This is a genomic window from Larkinella sp. C7 (assembly GCF_006149005.1).
GTDB lineage: Bacteria > Bacteroidota > Bacteroidia > Cytophagales > Spirosomataceae > Larkinella.
Genome location: NZ_VBSL01000005.1, coordinates 89,172 through 106,130, shown reverse-complemented (window position 1 = coordinate 106,130; position 16,959 = coordinate 89,172). Strand labels below are relative to the sequence as shown.

Below are 16,959 nucleotides of genomic sequence, written 5' to 3'. Positions count from 1 at the left end.
ACACTTCTTACCAATCCGGTTTTCAGGCCTGTTCGCCCTGGTTTTCCTCTGTTTTCCATCCCGCAACGCCCGGTTTTGAAGCTGTTAACGTATTTTAATGTTGCTGAAACTGACGACGCGGCAATCTGCCAATGCGTTGATCAAGTCGTTTTCAACCAAGCCGGTTTTTCTCCGTATTCAAATGCTCACCCAATCTCCATCCAGTCCCATGCAAAAGCTAAAATTTCTCCTTATTGTGCCTATTCTGGCCCTCACGACGGTTTTGTGTTCTTTTTTATAACCCGCCGAAAACCGGTTGACCGTTCAACCCCAGTCGGAAAAACCGGAAAAAGGGACGCCCATTGGCCGCATGAGCTGGAAAGGCAATACGGTTTATTCGACGGCAGAATTGGCGAAAACGCTGGATTTAAAACCGGGTGATCAGTATGATAAAAGTGATCTGAATGATCGTCTTTTTAACCACATCGGAACGGATGTTTCCTCGCTTTATATGGACAAAGGGTATTTGTTTTTCAGCGTCGATGTTCAGGAAAACCGGGTGGGCAACGTAGTGAATCTGGTTCTGACGGTTTTTGAAGGCAATCCGGCCACCATTGGAAAAATCACCATCAAAGGGAATAAGGACATAACGGAAGCGCAGATTCGTGAATGGATTGCGATCCAGCCGGGCGAGTTGTTTAATCGTTCAAAACTGATAAAATCGCAGCAGAAACTGGCGAAATCCGGCTATTTTAATCCGAAAATGATCGGCATCAATCCTGTTCCAAATCCTGAAATGAAAACCGTTGATCTGGCGTATGTGCTGGATCGGAAACCCTGAGAGGGTCTGCAACCGTACGACGGCCCGGCGCTGTCAGGGGCGCTTGAACTTGTCGCGCTGCCCCAGATACAGGCCCATTAATACCAGCATCGTGCCAATTAAGGTGTAAATCGAGAGGGGTTCGTCCAGCAGAACGGCGGCATAACCGAAACCGAAAATCGGGCAAAGGAAGAGCCACAGCGATGCCTGAACGGCATCCTGCCGGACCAGATAAAACCAGAGTTGCAGGGCAACGACGGAAACCGGAATGATCAGCCAGAAAATGGACCACCAAAACCGGGCGTCGAAATGCGAATGGCCGAAATCGGCAAAAAGAAGCGTGAAGGGCAACAGCAACAAACCGCCAATCAGCACCTGCCAGCCATTGATGACCAGACTCGGGAGCGTCCACGTAAAACGGGCGTAATAGACCGTTGCCGCCGACACCGAAACCATACCGCCCAGCAGAATCAATAAACCCGGAATGGTGGCAAAACTGTTCTGGAGAAGCGGGTAAGTGACCACCCAAACCCCCGCCATGCCAAACACAATACCGGCGACTTCGTACCAGCGGATGGGGCGACTCAGCCAGACCGCAGAAAGCAGCGTGATAAACAGCGGGCTGGTGGCCGTCGACAGGCTCCCAATGCCGGCAGAAACCTGTTTGATGGCCAGAACGAAGGCACCGAGGTAGATGGTGGTGTTCAGGAGGGCAAAGACCGTTAAACGCCCGAATTCAGTGCGGTTGGGGAGCGATTTGCGTTGAAGACCGTGGGCTACGAGTAACATCAGCGGTCCGGCAATCAGGAATCGAACGTTGGCCAGGATGAGCGGGTCGGCAGACAGGACACCAAATTTAGTGGCAGCAGAAGCGGAGGCCCACAAAGCGGCAAACAGCAGGCCGGGCAGGAGAAATTTCATGCCGCAAAGGTACAGTGAAGCATTCGCTTGTACCAGTCCCCCTTTTTAATTTCAGGTAAGAGAAAAAATTGATTCGGATAAGGAGCCGGGAGAGAAAACACTTCAACCCCGGCTTTTTCCGTTTCGTGGGTTTACTGATTGGGATGGCGGGCAAAACCGCCCACCTTTGAAGCCGTAAACAACACAAACCAGACACCATGAAAACCTTAGTCATCGGCGGAACAGGAACCGTCGGAAGCCAGATTGTCAACGAACTCCTGCGCCACCGGCAAGCCGTCCGCGTGTTGGTCACCTCTGCCGAAAAAGCTGCTTTGTTGCCCGAAGGTGTAGAAGCCGCCATCGGTAATCTGGACGAACCCGCCACTTTACCCAAAGCGTTTGACGGCATTGACCACGTCTTTTTGCTCAACCGCCAAAGTCATACCGAAATCGCACAGGGCTCGTATGCTGTGGCAGCAGCCCGGCGGGCGGGTGTAAAGAAAATCGTATACCAAAGTGTTCACAATGTTCACGAAGGCGCGCATATTCCCCATTTTCACACGAAAATTGCCATTGAAAAAGCCATTCTGTGGTCGGGGTTGAATTACGTTTTCATTTGTCCCAATAACTTTTTCCAGAACGATTTCTTTTTCAAAGCAGGCATCACGGACTACGGATTGTATACCCAGCCCTACGGCAGTGGTGGGTTGAGTCGGGTCGATGTGCGCGACATTGCGGAGGCTACTGTCCGGGTGCTGCTGACGGATGAATACGACGGGCAGAGGATTCCGTTGGCGGGACCGGAAATTTTAACGGGAGAATCCACCGCCCGGATTTTGACGGAACACCTCGGATACGATGTCCACTATGCGGGCAATGACCTGAAGGCGTGGGCCACCCAGGCGAAACAATGGCTGCCGGGCTGGTTGGTAGATGACTGGGTTCAGATGTACGATCTTTTCCAGACGCAGGGCCTGAAAGCATCTGCGGATCAACTTGAGGTGTTGACGAAACTGCTGGGAAGAGTACCCCGTTCGTATGGGGATTTTGTCAAAGAGCACGCGGGCGCGTTCCGTCGTGCGGCTGAACTGGTCTGATGAGCTGCGTATAATGAATCCCGTAACACCCCCGGAAACGATTGCAAACCGGCGTTTCCAGGGGTGTTTTATTTCCGGAAAATGACATCGGCAAAGTAGTGTTTACAATCCGTAAACCAGTTGGTCAGTTCAAAACCGCTTTGTTCGGCCAGTTGCGCAATGCCTTCCCGGGTAAATTTGCGTGAAATTTCGGTGTGAATGATCTCGCCATACCCAAACGGCATGGTCAGGTTTAGATCCCGAATCGTTACGGTTTGTTCTTTCTGGCTGACGAGATAACTCCGGGCTTCACCGGTTTCGGGATGATACATTTCGTAGTGATCGAAGGCCGAGAGGTCGAAATTGGCGTTCAGTTCGCGGTTGATTCGGCGGAGCAGATTCAGGTTGAAAGCGCGCGTCAAGCCTTGCCGGTCGTTGTAAGCCGCATGAATGACCGCGGGATGTTTTTGCAGATCAAAACCCGTCAAGACCAGATCACCCGGTTGCAGCGACTGGCTGATTTGACGAAAAAAATCGCGGGCCTCGGCGGGAGAGAAGTTGCCGATGTTCGATCCCAGAAACAGCACCACCAGCCGGGGACGGTTCTGGACAGTATCCGATCGGTTCGATAACTGTTCGATGGCGTTGAAATAGTCGTCATGCCGGGGCTGAATCGGCATTTGAGGCCACTTTTTCCGAATGTCAGCCGTCAGGTTATCGATGGCAGCCTGGGAAATATCGACGGGAACGTACGTAAAATCCGCCTGTTCCGACCAGAAATGGTTCAACAGGATTTTGGTCTTCAGACCATCGCCAGCCCCCAGTTCGATCAACTCGAAAGGGCGACCGTCGGCGGCAAAGAGCCGGAGCAGTTCCGCCTGATTGGTATCCAGGATCTCGTATTCGGAGCGGGTCAGGTAGTATTCGGGCAGGTGCATGATTTCCGCAAACAGGCGGCTTCCTTCGTCATCATAAAAGAAGCGCGACGGCAACCGCTTCGGCGTTTTGGTCAGGCCACTGCTCACTTCATTCGCTAGGTCGCTTTGCAGCACCGGCGAGTCATTCAACGATGAGTCTATTTTTGTCATGGAAAGGTCAGCATTCAGAGGGCTCCCAGCCGAATGCCGGTGAATTGCCATCGTTTGTCGGGTTGGAAAAAATTTCGGTACGTGGGGCGGCTGTGTCCTTCCGGCGTAGCAATGGACCCTCCGCGCAAGACCATCTGGCCGCTCATGAATTTGCCATTGTACTCGCCCACAGCCCCTTCGGCGGTTTTAAAACCGGGGTAGGGCAGGTAAGCCGATCCTGTCCATTCCCAGCGGAGGCCCCAGGTCAGGCGGTGATCGGCGGGCAGAAGGGCGGCCACTTCCCATTCGGCTTCGGTGGGCAAACGCCGACCGCGCCAGCGGGCGTACGCATCGGCTTCGTAATAACTGACGTGGCAAACCGGCACAGTTCGATCGACGGGTTGAAGGCCGGAAAACGTGTAGGTATGCCATTGACCTTCAACCTGGTGCCAGTACAACGGTGCTTCAATCCGGTTGGCGTTTACCCAGGCCCAGCCATCCGACAACCAGTGCTGGAATTGCTGATAACCGCCCGCTTCGATAAATTCCAGGTAGTCGGCGTTGGTAACCAGTTGTCCGTCGAGGGTGGTTTCATTCAGGTAAACCCGATGGGAACCCAGCTCATTGTCAAAACAAAAACCGTCCGATTCTGCCTGAAAACCAATGGAATAAATTCCTTCCGGTATGTTCACTGCCGAAATTGGCAAATCCGCAAGCTGCTCTTTGACCGGTATGTCGATGGCCGGAAAAAGCGGATTGTGTCCCAGAATGTATTTGATGTCGGTGATCAACAATTCCTGGTGTTGCTGCTCATGGTTCAGGCCCAGTTCGATCAGCTTTTCGAGTTCAGTGCTTGCAGAATGCTCAGCCAAAAACCGGGTCATGGCTTCATCGACGTAGGCCCGGTAGCGATAAACTTCGGCCACCGTTGGCCGACTCAGGTTCCCGCGCTGGGTCCGCAGCACCCGCCGACCCACCGATTCGTAGTAGCTATTGAAAACAAAGCTAAAATCATCGTGAAAAATGCGGTAACCGGGGGCGTGTGGTGTCAGGATGAAATGCTCCCAAAACCAGGTGGTATGGCCCAGATGCCACTTGGGCGGGCTGACATCGGCCGTGGGCTGCACGACATAATCCTCCGTTTCCAGCGAAGCACAGAGCTGCTCCGTCCAACTCCGGACGCGCTGGTAAGCATCAGTCAGGGTAACGGTTTGGGGTAAAACAGGTTCCTGTAACATTATTTAGTCCATCCTCGTGAATAACGTATTGAGTCCTTCGGCCAGCGTCGGGTGGGCAAAAATGGCATCCCGGAGTTGCTGATAGGGTACATGACCCATCATGGCAACCTGAAGAATGGTCATGATTTCACCGCCTTCTGAACCTAAAATGGCCGCACCGAGGATCTGACTGGTGGGAGCGTCGATGACGACTTTCATCAGACCTTCGCACTGGTTCATTTGCTGGGCGCGGGCCACCAGAGACATTGGGATTTTGGCAACTTTAATCGTTTTTCCCTGCCGCCGGGCTTCTTTTTCGCTCAAACCGATGCGTCCCAGTTGCGGGTCGGTAAAAACCGTATACGGAACCGGGCGGTCGGCCTTGCTGGCGTTGCCCTTCTCCAGCAAATTTTGGTTCACCACCCGGTAATCGTCGTACGAAATGTGGGTGAATTCCGGCCCGCCCTTGATGTCGCCCAACGCATACACACCGGGTTGGCTGGTTTCCAGCCGGTCATTTACCCGGATAAACCCTTTTTCGTCCGTTTCAATTCCGGCCACCTCCAAACGAAGTGGTTCGGTATTGGGCGTTCGGCCTATGGCAACCAGCAGGTGCGTACCCCGGAGTCGGCTGGCCAGTTTATTCGTCGAAACCTGCAACTCGATGGTGCTGCCCCCCGCCCGACTTACCTGGTGAACTTCCGTGTCCAGAAAAACCGTTATGCCTTCCTGTTCCAGGATTTTGGTCATTTCGTCGGACACATCGGCGTCTTCGCGGCTCAGGAGTTGCGGACCTTGTTCGATGATCGTGACTTCACTGCCAAACCGCCGGAACATCTGCCCAAATTCCAGACTGATGTAACCGCCCCCGAGGATCAGCAGGTGTTCAGGCACTTCCTCCAACTCCATAATTGACGTCGAGGTCAGCCACGAAACCGTATCCAGGCCCGCCAGATCCGGTTTTGTCGGGCTGCAACCGGCATTGATGAAAATAGTGTCGGCTGTCAGGGTCTGTCGGGTTCCGTCGGGCCGTAAAACGTCAATCCGTTTCTTGCCACTAAACCGGGCCTCTCCGAAAATAAGCGTCAGGTTTTCCGTCTCCGCAAAATGCGTTTCGATGTTTTTGCGGGAGGTTTCCACCATCCGGTTTTTGCGCGCCATGACCTTTTTCAAGTCAACCCGAACGTCGCCAATTTCGATGCCGAATTCGGCCGAACGCCGGGCCTGGTGGGCCATCTGAGCGGAAGCGATGAGGGTTTTGGTTGGGGTACATCCGTCGTTGACACAGGTACCGCCCACGTATTTCCGTTCAATAACGGCGGTTTTCCTGCCTTTTTCGGCCAGGGCGGTCGCCAGCGGGTTTCCGGCTTGGCCTACACCAATCACAATCGCATCAAAATGCTCAACCGTATCTGAATTCATACCAACGTCTTAATTAAAGCACTCCTGTAAAGATCGATTACGGTCCTTACGGCTGAACAGATAACAACGTTGATCCAGCTATTTGTTTTACATTCTGTTTAAATGGATTGTTTGTGCGTTGGCATATTTGGCAGAACAACGGTCGAACCAGGTTTGAACCTGCTCTTTACTCCGGATAAGGACGCTTAAAACCCGATTTTCCCCTTCCGGCCCCGGCCTTCGTTGCCTTCGACGTATTCCTTCAACTCGGCCAGTTCTTTCTCGAAACCGCTGCTCAGGATCGGGAAACGGCACCAGGTTTTGGGGTCTACGTTTTCGTCGTCGACGTGGAAGGAGGGCGCATACCGTTCGCGTTTCCACTGGTTGCGGCTCCAGAGCCGGAAAAACCGGTCGACGGAGGTGTAGAGCACGTCGCGGTCATACTGGTTTTCAAACACCACTTCCACCTGCTGCATGACTTCTTTTGGCGACAGTTTGTCCCGAATTCCGAATTTCTCGATCGCATTCAGTACGTCATACGGCATCAGGTCTTCTTCGTCGGTTTGCTTCTTGTCGAGCGGGCGGAGTTCGGCTGTGGGTTGCAGGTTGTTCACCTTCTGCAAGCCTTCTACCTTGATTTTGCCGCCCACGCCGATGGTTTCGAGCCAGCGCAGCCAGCTGCGGAGGTAGTGTTTGTCGATGCCGGCAATGGGAGAGATGCTCCCCGCCGTGTCGCCGTCCATCGTGGCGTAACCGACCGACGCTTCCGAGCGGTTGGAGGTCGAGAGCAGCAGCGCATTCTGGATGTTGGCGAGCAGCCACGCACTCGGAGCGCGCACCCGCGCCTGAATGTTTTGCAGGGCCACGTCGTCGGTTTCCCAGGTCAGCGGTCGGCCCAACTGTTCTTCAATCAGCTTCGTGTACGTTTCGACCAGCCCATTGATGTTGATGTTATAAAACGTGGCGCCCACCGACTTTGCCAGCGATTCGGCCGACTCATAGGTGTCTGTCGAGCTGTTTTGGGTTCCCTGGTAAATGGTCGTCAGCAAGGCTCCGCAGATTTCTTCGACGGTTTTCAGCTTCTGGATGCTTTTAATGTAACCCAGTTTCTTTTTGAAAGCGTCCAAACCGATGCTTTCGTCGGCCATCCGGATCATGAGCGACACCAGGGCCGCAATGGCCGACGAGTCGGCCCCACCGCTGAGCGACAGCACAAAACCGTGGGAGCGGCTTTTGCGGAGGTAATCGAACAATGCCAGCGCAACGGCCCGCGCAAATTCCTCTTCTTTCAAATGGTTGCCATGCTCCCAGTATTCCAGCTCAGCTTTCTGCACCACCGGTTTTACAAACGGAAAATCGAACTGGGCGACCACCCGCAGGTTCGGGAACAGGTACGCCAGATTTACTTTTGTCTGCGTTTGACTCAGCCGCGTGTCGTCCACGTCGATGACGGCAGTAACGATCAGGTGGTCGGCATAGCTGAAACGCGTTCCCGACACCAGCAACAGGCCGTTGGACGCAATCATGGAGTCGCCGTCGAAAATGGCGCGGCCCGATTCGTTGCCCACCAGATTGCAGTAAATATAACTCACCCCAAACGCCCGCGATCCGTCGATCACAAACCGTTCCCGTACGTGTGATTTGTAGAAGGCAAAGTGGCTCGCGCTGGGATTCAGGATGATATCGACACCCCGCTCGTGGAGGCTGCGGCCCGGCCGGTTCGAAATCCAGGCATCTTCGCAAATTTCGAAGCCGATTTTTACGCCTGAAACATCGAACAGCAAGTCGCCCACCGGATACGAAAATTCGCCGATCTGGATTTCGTCACGCACGCCGGGCGTCCAGGGCTGAAACCAGCGGGTTTCGTAGTGAATGCCGTTGTTGGCCAGCACCTGCTTGCAGACGAAGCCCAGAATGCGCTTGTTGGCGATCAGACAGGCCGTGTCGTAGGTGCGGTTATTGGCCAGACGCAACGGCAGACTGACGGCCACAATGATGCCATCGGTGTGCGGCACAATTTCCAGCAGGCTTTGCTTAGCCTGTTCGAGCAACTCGTGGGAGAAGAACATGTCTTCGCAGCCGTAGCCCGTGATGCACAGCTCAGGGAGACATAAGATACTGACTTTCTGTGATTTCGCTTCCTCGATGGCGTCGATGATATTCCGACGGTTGTGTTCCCAGGCCATTGGGATCTGGTTGACAACACCAGCAGCAACTTTTATCAGTTTCATGAATGGGGCTTTCTGTTGAACGAATCGTACTGTAACTGGTAACTCACGACTTTTTAGCTTCGTGTTACGGTCTACTGAATGAACACGTTGCGGTGCACTTAAGTTGTCGTGATTTTAGCGTAGAACCGCAAAGTAAAGGGAATGGCGCCATTCAGCAAAGTCAGGGTGAGCGCTTTCCGGATAGGATGACGGCAGCCATACCCGGTAATCCGGTTGCTTCGAGCCAATAAAATACTTCGGTCAGACAGTTTGGGAAGAAATAGGGCACTGAAAGGAACACAACCACCGGTGTGATCGCTCTGAAACGGAGGAGAGGGATGTTACCGCCGAAGAGAATCCGCTTCTAATTTCGGTCGGTTCAGCTCTTTTTGAACCTGCGCTTTCTGCTGGACATAATTGAAGAACATTGAGCCAACGAAGGCCAGAAAGGCTACGACCGCCGATACACCCAGGGGGTGCATTTTGTTTCGGGAACTGTTAAGTGCCATATCAATAGGCGCCGGTAGGGCGCATGTAACCAATTGTTCCATTTTGACGCAGAACCCGTCGTCAGGTCACTCTCAGCCATTGATTTTTAAGAACGTTTGCATCACAGGGCGAAACTGCACCCTGATCTGGGTTGGAGGAACGGACTAAGCCCGGACCGGTGTGGCGGAATACACCCGTTTAAACCATAATACCGCCCGTTGACACCTTTTTGATTGGGGAATGCAACCTTCCGGCTAATCTTTGCATCAGTCAATCACAGCCTGTAACATACAAGGGCTCTCCGAACCAGTCATCATCAAAAAATAACCATCTATGTAAGATAAGGTTCTATGTAATACCTACTACTTAACTTTGCCACGTACCCCGGATCTGATCCGAACTGTAAACAACACTTTTGAAGCATACTCCGTAAACAACAACCTACTAATACATCACTATGAAAACGTTTATCACCGCTGTGGGTGCGTGGCTGGTTATGACGGCGGCAATCGCCCAGACCCCGACGAAAGGCAAAGTTCGTGGACTCGTCATTGACCCCACTCAAAAACCGTCCGAATTTGTCACCATCCTGCTGGTAAAGGCCAAAGACTCGACGCTGGTGAAAGGCGTGATTACCAATGACAAAGGACAATACGATTTCGACAATGTGGCCGATGGCGGCTACCGGGTGGCCACTTCGCTGGTCGGTTTCAAGAAAGTATATTCAGAACCGTTCGCGATCGATGCCGCCAATCCGGAGGTGCAGGTGAAGACGCTGACGATGGTGGAAGAAGCCAAAAGTCTGAACGAGGTGAAGGTGGTGGCCAAGAAACCGTTCATCGAACAGGAGATCGACCGGACGGTGGTCAACGTGGAAAACAGCATTGTGGCCAGTGGAAGCACGGCCCTGGAAGTGTTGGAAAAGGCACCGGGTGTCACCATCGACCGCCAGAATGACAACATCCAGTTAAAAGGAAAAGCGGGCGTTATCGTCATGATCGACGGCAAACAGACGTACCTGTCGGGTCAGGAAGTGGCCAATCTGCTGAAAAATACGCCGAGCGATAACATCGAAAAAATCGAGATCATTACCAATCCTTCTTCCAAATACGATGCCGCCGGCAACGTGGGGATCATCAACATCCGGATGAAGAAAAATAAGAATTTCGGCACCAACGGAACGGCTACCGCCGGGCTGGGCTACGGTCGGTATGAGAAAGCCAACGCCAGCCTGAACCTGAATCACCGCGTCGGCAAAATCAACGCCTTTGGCAATTACAGCTACTTTCACAACCGGCGGTTTCAGGAAAACAGCCTGGACCGGATTATTCCCTACAACGGCAAAATTACCTATTTCGACCAGTCTTCTTTCCGCCCCAACCGCTTCGACGGGCATACATTCCGGACGGGTGTCGATTATTTCATCAACAAGAAAAGTACGATTGGTGTGCTGGCGACCGGTTTTATCAACGACTGGCGGCAGGATAACGGGATCAACAACTCGATTATCCGGAATGAACTGGGCCAGATTACGCTGAAACCGACCACCGATGTTTCGGTAAAAAACAAGTGGTCGAACGTGACGGGAAACCTGAACTACAAGTACGATTTCGACGGCAAAGGCCGCGAATTGACGACCGACCTCGATTATTCCCGCTTCAACGGGGATTCGTATAACAACCTCAGCACGACCTACACCAACGCCAACGACAGCATCGTTCAGCCCACCGCCAAGGTTCGCAACGACATGCCGTCGACCATCGAAATCTGGGCATTCAAGTCGGATTACGTGCATCCTTCCAAAATCGGAAAGTGGGAAACCGGGGTGAAAACCAGCTTTGTCAACTCGGACAACAACCTGACGTACGAAGATTATGTCGACGGTCGCTGGGTGTTCAATCCCAATCAAAGCAACCAGTTCAAATACACCGAAAACATCAACGCGGCTTACGTCAATTTCGCGGGCAAACTGAACAGCAAAACCAGCATTCAGGCGGGTTTGCGACTGGAAAACACGCATTCCCGGGGCAATTCCGTTACGCTGAATAAAATTGTCGACCGGAATTATACGAATTTGTTCCCAACGATGTTCATATCCCGACAGATCGATACCAACAACGTGCTGAATCTTTCGTTCAGCCGCCGGATCGACCGTCCGAATTACCAGAATCTGAACCCGTTCCGGTTCTACCTGGATCCGTACACGTACCAGCAGGGCAATCCGTACCTGAAACCGCAGTTCACGAATTCGTTTCAGTTGACGCACGTCTACAAGGGCAAGTTCTCGACGACGCTGGGCTATAGCCGGACAACGGACGTGATTGTCAATGAAGTACCGGGTCAGATTGCCGAGGAGAATATTACGTATGTCACCACCGACAACCTGGCCACGCAGAACAACGTCAACCTGACGGCGAGCTTCCCGGTGGCGGTGAACAAGTGGTGGAACATGCAGAACAACATTGGCGTGATTTACAACCAGTATGATTCGCCTTACCTGGGAGCGCAGTACAACGTGAGTTTTGTGTCGTATAACCTCTACACGTCCCAGAACTTTGTGCTGCCGAAGGGGTTCAGCGCCGAAATTGCCGGCTGGTATAACTCGAAAAATCTGTACGGTTTTTACGAGGCTAAACCAATGGGGGCCTTCAGCATCGGGGTGCAGAAAACGCTGATGAACCGGAAGGCCACGCTGAAACTGAACGTGAACGACCCATTCTGGCTGAATAAGTTTGAAGGGAGAGCGGTCTACCAGGACATTAACTTCCGGGTGCGGGCCCGCTGGGAAAGCCGCATTGCCCGTCTGACGTTTACGTACCGGTTTGGCAACCAGAATGTCAAGGCGGCCCGTCAGCGCAGCACCAGCACGGAGGCCGAGCGCAACCGGGCCGGCGGGGGCAATAATTAAATAAAAGTTAAATAAAGCAAACGGCGGACGGTATTTGGTCCGTCCGCCGTTACTTTAATAGATAATTAGTTTAGGTTAAGAAAGCAGAAAGCCACTCCCACCTTGAGGAGTGGCTTTTTTGATTTTTAAAAGTACGGTAACCTTCACCCATTTCAAAATTTCAATGGTGACATGATGTATATACATTTAATATATTTATACCACAGACGGGGTTTTGATTAAAATGTTATAAAAAAAGGTCACTTTTGGTGACCTTTTTTGTGATTTTCTAAATGATAATTACTATTCGATTAATTGTAGTTTCTTAGTCCAGAGCGGCCACACCCGGCAACACTTTGCCTTCCATATACTCCAGCAAGGCACCTCCGCCCGTAGAAACGTAACTCACCCGGTCGCCATACCCGGCGTTGTTGACGGCCGAAGCCGAGTCGCCACCGCCGATGAGCGAGAACGCGCCGTTGTCTTCCGTGGCTTTTACGACCACATCCGCAATGGCGTTGGTGCCGATGGCGAAGTTGGGGAATTCGAACACGCCCATCGGGCCGTTCCAGAGGATGGTTTTTGACTTGGACAAGATATCGCTGAAGAGGGCAATGGTGTCAGGGCCGATGTCCAAACCTTCCCAATCATCCGGGATTTCGCCGGTTGCAACGATTTGGCGGTTGGCATCGTTCGAAAAACCGTCAGAAATAACATTATCGACGGGTAAATACACCTGAACACCTTTTGCTTTTGCTTTTTCGAGCAGTTCCAGCGCCAGTTCCTGCTTATCAGCTTCGAGCAGTGATTTGCCGATCTTGCCACCCTGAGCTTTGGTAAACGTATAGGACATTCCTCCGCCAATGATCAGGTTATCGACACTGTCGAGGAGCTTCTCGATGATCAGAATTTTATCCGAAATCTTGGCCCCGCCCATGATGGCCGTGAACGGACGGTCGGCGTTGTCGAGCACCCGCTGGGCGTTGTCGAGTTCTGCCTGCATGACATAACCACAGACCTTGTCCGTGAAAAACTGGGCAATCACCGCCGTGGAAGCGTGGGCGCGGTGGGCCGTTCCGAAGGCATCATTCACATAGACATCGCCCAGTTTCGACAGTTTCTCGGCAAAAGCAACGTCTCCTTTTTCTTCTTCCTTGTAAAACCGCAGATTTTCCAGCAACAGCACCTCACCGGGTTGCAGCGCATCCGCCATTTCTTTGGCCGATTCGCCGATGCAATCGTCGGCAAATTTTACGGATACGCCCAGCATGATGGACAATGGTCCCACCAGGTGTTTCAGCGAATATTTATCTTCAGGACCGCCTTTGGGCCGGCCTAAGTGCGACATCAGCACGCACGAACCGCCGTCTTTCAGGATTTTAGAGATGGTCGGCAACGTAGCCTTCATCCGGGTATCGTCCGTAATCTCAAATTTGCTGTTCAGCGGAACGTTAAAATCAACCCGAATCAGGGCGCGTTTACCGGAAAAATTGTAAGAGTCTAAAGTTTTCATACGACAGATTTCCTGTTAGTTGGCAAAATCCGCCCGAACTTAGGGGTTTTTGCTTAAACGTAGCAATTTGGAGAGTAGCTTATTTGATTTGTTCTAATTTTAAAGGTTAAGTTGCAATTGCAAGTGTGAACTTTTGGATTTTGCGGGTAATATTCTTTGGTGATTTTTAGTGCAGGTTGATACAGAAACGACCCATTTTCTGCCCCGTCAGGGGCAATACAGCGCAGCGTCGGTAGCCCAGCCGAGCTCTTTTCCAGCAGCGTGCCGTCAGGCACGCGACGATTCTCCGCATGGTTGCGTACCCAAAGGCACGCGCGGTTGGTGAAATTTACATTTTTGGCTACCGACGCTGCGCTGTATTGCCCCTAACGGGGTCGGAAAATACCTCCGTGCAAATCTTTGACCGTAGGGCGGGTTTGACTGCAGATCAAATTCGGGGCAAAAAACAACACCTGCACCCATCATTTGCCGCTGCCTAAAACCGCTACCGACGTCTTCAGATACTGGTCGAACCATTTCAAATACCGGTCGAAACGGTCGGTTTGGTAGCTCGGAACCGAAAGGCCGTGGAACTGGCCGGGATAAATAATGAGCTGCGTCGGTACGCCCAACGACTTGAGAGCCTGGTACATCTGTTCACTCCCGGCAATCGGCACGTTGAAATCTTTTTCACCCCCCATGAACTGCGTCGGGGTTTTGATGCGGTCGGCTTTCAGGAACGGGTAGGAGACTTTCAGCCACTTGTCGGTATTTTTCCAGGGCGTTCCCAACTCGTTTTCGTATTGGTTGACGTACTGGTCGGAACCGTACATCGTCATCTGCAACGAACTCCCGGCCCCGCTGGCGGCTGCCTTGAACCGTTGGTCGGTGGCGATGATGTAGTTGGTCAGAATACCACCGTAGCTCCAGCCGCCAATGCCCAATTTAGCCGGGTCGGCGATGCCTTTGGCAACGAGGTAATCGGTCGCTCCCAGAATATCCGCTACTTCTTTGTTGCCCCAGTCGCCGTAAATGGCTTTGCAAAACGCCAGTCCGCGACCGCTGCTGCCCCGGTAATTCACTCCCGCGACCACGTAACCGCCCCCGGCCAGAATTTGCCGTGAAAGGTCGAAACCGAAATTGTCCTGACCCACCGGGCCGCCGTGAATGAAGAGAATCGTCGGCATTTTCTGACCCGCCGACACGTTGGCGGGCTTGAAAAGCATGTTTTCGACCTGCGTTCCGTCTTTACTGCGCGACGTAAAGCCCTCAACCGTAGCGAGTTGAAGCGGAGCGACAAACGCATCCTGAATGGTGGTTAATCGCCGGACATTTCCGTTTTCGACGGCATAGAGTTCGGCCGGCAATTGCGGTTTGCTCATCAGCGTTGCCCAGCCGCCTTTCGGGTTCTGCTCCAGATCGGCATAGGCGCAATCGTCGTGGGCCACGCGGTTGAGTTTGCCGGACGCCAGTTCATACGCACCAACGTAGGTTCGGCGGTCGTCGTCCACCAAAACCGCAATGGATTTGCCATCGACCGACCAGCGCGGATTCCGAACCGGGCGATCCAAAGCCGCTGAAATCAGTTTGGGTTCACCGCCGTCGGCCGAAATGACCGCTAAAACCGGCTGATCGTACATGATAAAATTGGTCGAAGCCGTCGAGCGCAGGTAGGCAATTTGCGCCCCGTCGGGGCTCCAGACCGGGTTGTTATCAACCCCGGGCCAGGTCGTTAGTTGCTTCATCGGGGCTTTGGCCCGGGCTTCGATCACGAACAGGTCGGTATTTTCGTTTTTGTCAGGATCGGCACTGCGGTTGCTGACGAAGGCAATCTGCCTGCTGTCGGGCGACCAAACCGGGGCGGTTTCGTCGTAGGTACCTGCCGTGAGCGTATCGAGTTTTTTGGATTCGACGTCGAATACATAGAGGTGAGCGGCCCGACGGTCGAGATAACCCTTTCGATCTTCTTTGAAATGATGGCGGTCGATGACGTATGGGGTTCGGATTTTGGTTTTCGCCGAATCCGAATAGTCTTTGTCGCGAATGACCAGCGCAACGGTTTTGCCGTTGGGAGCCCATTCATATTCTTCCAGTTCTCCTTTCAGATCGGTGAGTTTTTTGCCTTCACCACCCCGGCGGTCGAGGAGCCACAACTGGCTGTCTTTGTCGCCGTTGCGGGTAGCGACAAACGAAATAAACCGCCCGTCGGGACTCCAGCGGGGGGAAGATTCGCCGTCGGGGCTGCTCGTCAGCTGGACCGACTGTTTGCCGTCCCAGCTAATCATCCAGACGTCGGAATTGCGTTTGTCTTTATCCTTGTCTACCGTCGACAGCGTATACGCCACCCACTGACCGTCGGGCGAAACCTGCGGGTCGGTGATGTTCTGTAATCTCAGGATGTCGGAAGGAACAATAGGGCGTTTGGCGGGTGTCTGCGCCAGAACCGTGCCGGATAGCAGGCAAAGAAAGAAAATGAACTTCATGCGTTTGTTTTGAAGAGGAATAAGCCCATGAAGATACAAAAAGTTTGGAAATGGTTTTATTTTGCAGCCATTTAACGAATGAAACGACTTCCATATCGAACCAGCTACAACATGACCTTTTCCCGTTTTTTATTTCTTCTGACCAGTTTTGTTTGTCTCCACCAATCGGTTTGGGCAACCAAAATCGATACCGTCGATACCTACAGCCCTTCCATGAAGAAAACCATCAAAGCGGTGGTGCTTACGCCGGATTCGTACGCGGCTGGCAAGGAATTTCCAGTGGTGTATCTGCTGCATGGACACGGCGGTTTTTACGGCGATTGGGTCAAAAAAGCACCCGCTACCCGCAACCTGGCGGACACCTATCAGGCCATAATCGTTTGCCCCGATGGCAACGCTTCAAGCTGGTATTTCGACAGCCCGGTCGATCCTGCTTCCAAATACGAAACCTACGTTGCCAAAGAGTTGGTGGCCTGGGTAGACAGTCATTACAAAACCATTAAAAACCGCACGGGCCGGGCCATCACGGGGCTGAGCATGGGCGGACACGGCGCGTTATACCTCGCCTTCAAGCATCAGGATGTATTTGGCGCTGCGGGCAGCATGAGCGGGGGCGTCGATATCCGGCCGTTTCCGAACAACTGGGATATGGCGAAGTGGCTGGGAACCTACGCCCAAAACCCGGAACGCTGGGAACAGCATACCGTCATTAACCTGCTTCATTTGCTGACGCCCGGCTCACAGGCTTTGATCATCGACTGTGGAACGGACGACTTTTTCTTTCGGGTCAATACCAACCTGCACCAGAAAATGCTGGACATGAACATCGCCCACGACTACATCACCCGCCCCGGCGCTCACAACTGGAATTACTGGAACAACGCCGTTCATTACCAGTTTTTATTCATGCGGATGTATTTTGACAGGAAGGGATAGTT

Annotated in this window: 12 protein-coding genes; 4 read left to right on the top strand and 8 right to left on the bottom strand. The window is 52.8% G+C overall.

Annotated features, from left to right (window positions below; genetic code table 11):
• Window positions 1–295 precede the first annotated feature (295 nt).
• A complete protein-coding gene (locus FH871_RS14150; protein WP_138992085.1) occupies window positions 296–820 on the top strand; it encodes a POTRA domain-containing protein in 525 nt (174 codons plus the stop codon).
• Between the two features lie 33 nt (window positions 821–853).
• On the opposite strand, the gene FH871_RS14145 is transcribed toward FH871_RS14150, so the two are convergent.
• Entirely contained in the window at window positions 854–1,720 is an 867-nt protein-coding gene (locus tag FH871_RS14145; protein WP_138992084.1) for a DMT family transporter, read from the bottom strand.
• A 197-nt stretch (window positions 1,721–1,917) separates the two neighbouring features.
• Between FH871_RS14145 and FH871_RS14140 the strand changes: the two genes are divergently transcribed.
• Entirely contained in the window at window positions 1,918–2,796 is an 879-nt protein-coding gene (locus FH871_RS14140) for an SDR family oxidoreductase (RefSeq protein ID WP_138992083.1), read from the top strand.
• Window positions 2,797–2,864: 68 nt separating this feature from the next.
• Here FH871_RS14140 and egtD read toward each other — a convergent pair whose 3' ends face one another.
• The 5 genes from egtD to FH871_RS33130 all read right to left on the bottom strand — a co-directional run bounded on the left by egtD (window position 2,865) and on the right by FH871_RS33130 (window position 9,179).
• Window positions 2,865–3,863, bottom strand: a complete 999-nt coding sequence (gene egtD, locus FH871_RS14135; RefSeq protein ID WP_229317286.1) for an L-histidine N(alpha)-methyltransferase — start codon at window positions 3,861–3,863, stop codon at window positions 2,865–2,867.
• 14 nt (window positions 3,864–3,877) lie between these two features.
• Window positions 3,878–5,080: an ergothioneine biosynthesis protein EgtB gene (egtB, locus tag FH871_RS14130; RefSeq protein WP_138992081.1), complete on the bottom strand. Its 1,203-nt coding sequence runs from the start codon at window positions 5,078–5,080 to the stop codon at window positions 3,878–3,880.
• 3 nt (window positions 5,081–5,083) lie between these two features.
• Window positions 5,084–6,481, bottom strand: a complete 1,398-nt coding sequence (locus tag FH871_RS14125) for a mercuric reductase (RefSeq protein ID WP_138992080.1) — start codon at window positions 6,479–6,481, stop codon at window positions 5,084–5,086.
• A 185-nt stretch (window positions 6,482–6,666) separates the two neighbouring features.
• Complete coding sequence (gene nadE, locus FH871_RS14120; RefSeq protein ID WP_138992079.1) at window positions 6,667–8,691, bottom strand: NAD(+) synthase; 2,025 nt, start codon at window positions 8,689–8,691, stop codon at window positions 6,667–6,669.
• Between the two features lie 320 nt (window positions 8,692–9,011).
• On the bottom strand, window positions 9,012–9,179 hold the full coding sequence (locus FH871_RS33130; RefSeq protein WP_171062846.1) for a hypothetical protein: 168 nt from the start codon (window positions 9,177–9,179) through the stop codon (window positions 9,012–9,014).
• Window positions 9,180–9,616: 437 nt separating this feature from the next.
• Here FH871_RS33130 and FH871_RS14115 point away from each other — a divergent pair, with 437 nt between their 5' ends.
• Window positions 9,617–12,067, top strand: a complete 2,451-nt coding sequence (locus FH871_RS14115; protein WP_138992078.1) for an outer membrane beta-barrel protein — start codon at window positions 9,617–9,619, stop codon at window positions 12,065–12,067.
• A 304-nt stretch (window positions 12,068–12,371) separates the two neighbouring features.
• Here the strand turns inward: FH871_RS14115 and pgk are convergent, their stop codons facing one another.
• Both pgk and FH871_RS14105 read right to left on the bottom strand, forming a co-directional pair.
• Window positions 12,372–13,559, bottom strand: a complete 1,188-nt coding sequence (pgk, locus tag FH871_RS14110) for a phosphoglycerate kinase (protein WP_138992077.1) — start codon at window positions 13,557–13,559, stop codon at window positions 12,372–12,374.
• Window positions 13,560–14,020: 461 nt separating this feature from the next.
• A complete protein-coding gene (locus tag FH871_RS14105; RefSeq protein ID WP_138992076.1) occupies window positions 14,021–16,021 on the bottom strand; it encodes a S9 family peptidase in 2,001 nt (666 codons plus the stop codon).
• Between the two features lie 111 nt (window positions 16,022–16,132).
• On the opposite strand from FH871_RS14105, the gene FH871_RS14100 reads away from it, so the two are divergent.
• Window positions 16,133–16,957 carry an alpha/beta hydrolase family protein gene (locus FH871_RS14100; protein WP_138992451.1) on the top strand — a complete coding sequence of 275 codons (825 nt, stop codon included), beginning with the start codon at window positions 16,133–16,135 and terminating at the stop codon, window positions 16,955–16,957.
• Window positions 16,958–16,959: the final 2 nt, after the last annotated feature.

What these genes read in the sequence shown, in the direction of transcription:
- FH871_RS14105 (WP_138992076.1), bottom strand. Translation starts at nt 16,021, where the DNA reads ATGAAGTTCATTTTCTTTCTTTGCCTGCTATCCGGCACGGTTCTGGCG.
- FH871_RS14125 (WP_138992080.1), bottom strand. Translation starts at nt 6,481, where the DNA reads ATGAATTCAGATACGGTTGAGCATTTTGATGCGATTGTGATTGGTGTA.
- FH871_RS14100 (WP_138992451.1), top strand. Translation starts at nt 16,133, where the DNA reads ATGACCTTTTCCCGTTTTTTATTTCTTCTGACCAGTTTTGTTTGTCTC.
- egtB (WP_138992081.1), bottom strand. Translation starts at nt 5,080, where the DNA reads ATGTTACAGGAACCTGTTTTACCCCAAACCGTTACCCTGACTGATGCT.
- FH871_RS14140 (WP_138992083.1), top strand. Translation starts at nt 1,918, where the DNA reads ATGAAAACCTTAGTCATCGGCGGAACAGGAACCGTCGGAAGCCAGATT.
- FH871_RS33130 (WP_171062846.1), bottom strand. Translation starts at nt 9,179, where the DNA reads ATGGCACTTAACAGTTCCCGAAACAAAATGCACCCCCTGGGTGTATCG.
- egtD (WP_229317286.1), bottom strand. Translation starts at nt 3,863, where the DNA reads ATGACAAAAATAGACTCATCGTTGAATGACTCGCCGGTGCTGCAAAGC.
- FH871_RS14145 (WP_138992084.1), bottom strand. Translation starts at nt 1,720, where the DNA reads ATGAAATTTCTCCTGCCCGGCCTGCTGTTTGCCGCTTTGTGGGCCTCC.
- nadE (WP_138992079.1), bottom strand. Translation starts at nt 8,691, where the DNA reads ATGAAACTGATAAAAGTTGCTGCTGGTGTTGTCAACCAGATCCCAATG.
- FH871_RS14115 (WP_138992078.1), top strand. Translation starts at nt 9,617, where the DNA reads ATGAAAACGTTTATCACCGCTGTGGGTGCGTGGCTGGTTATGACGGCG.
- pgk (WP_138992077.1), bottom strand. Translation starts at nt 13,559, where the DNA reads ATGAAAACTTTAGACTCTTACAATTTTTCCGGTAAACGCGCCCTGATT.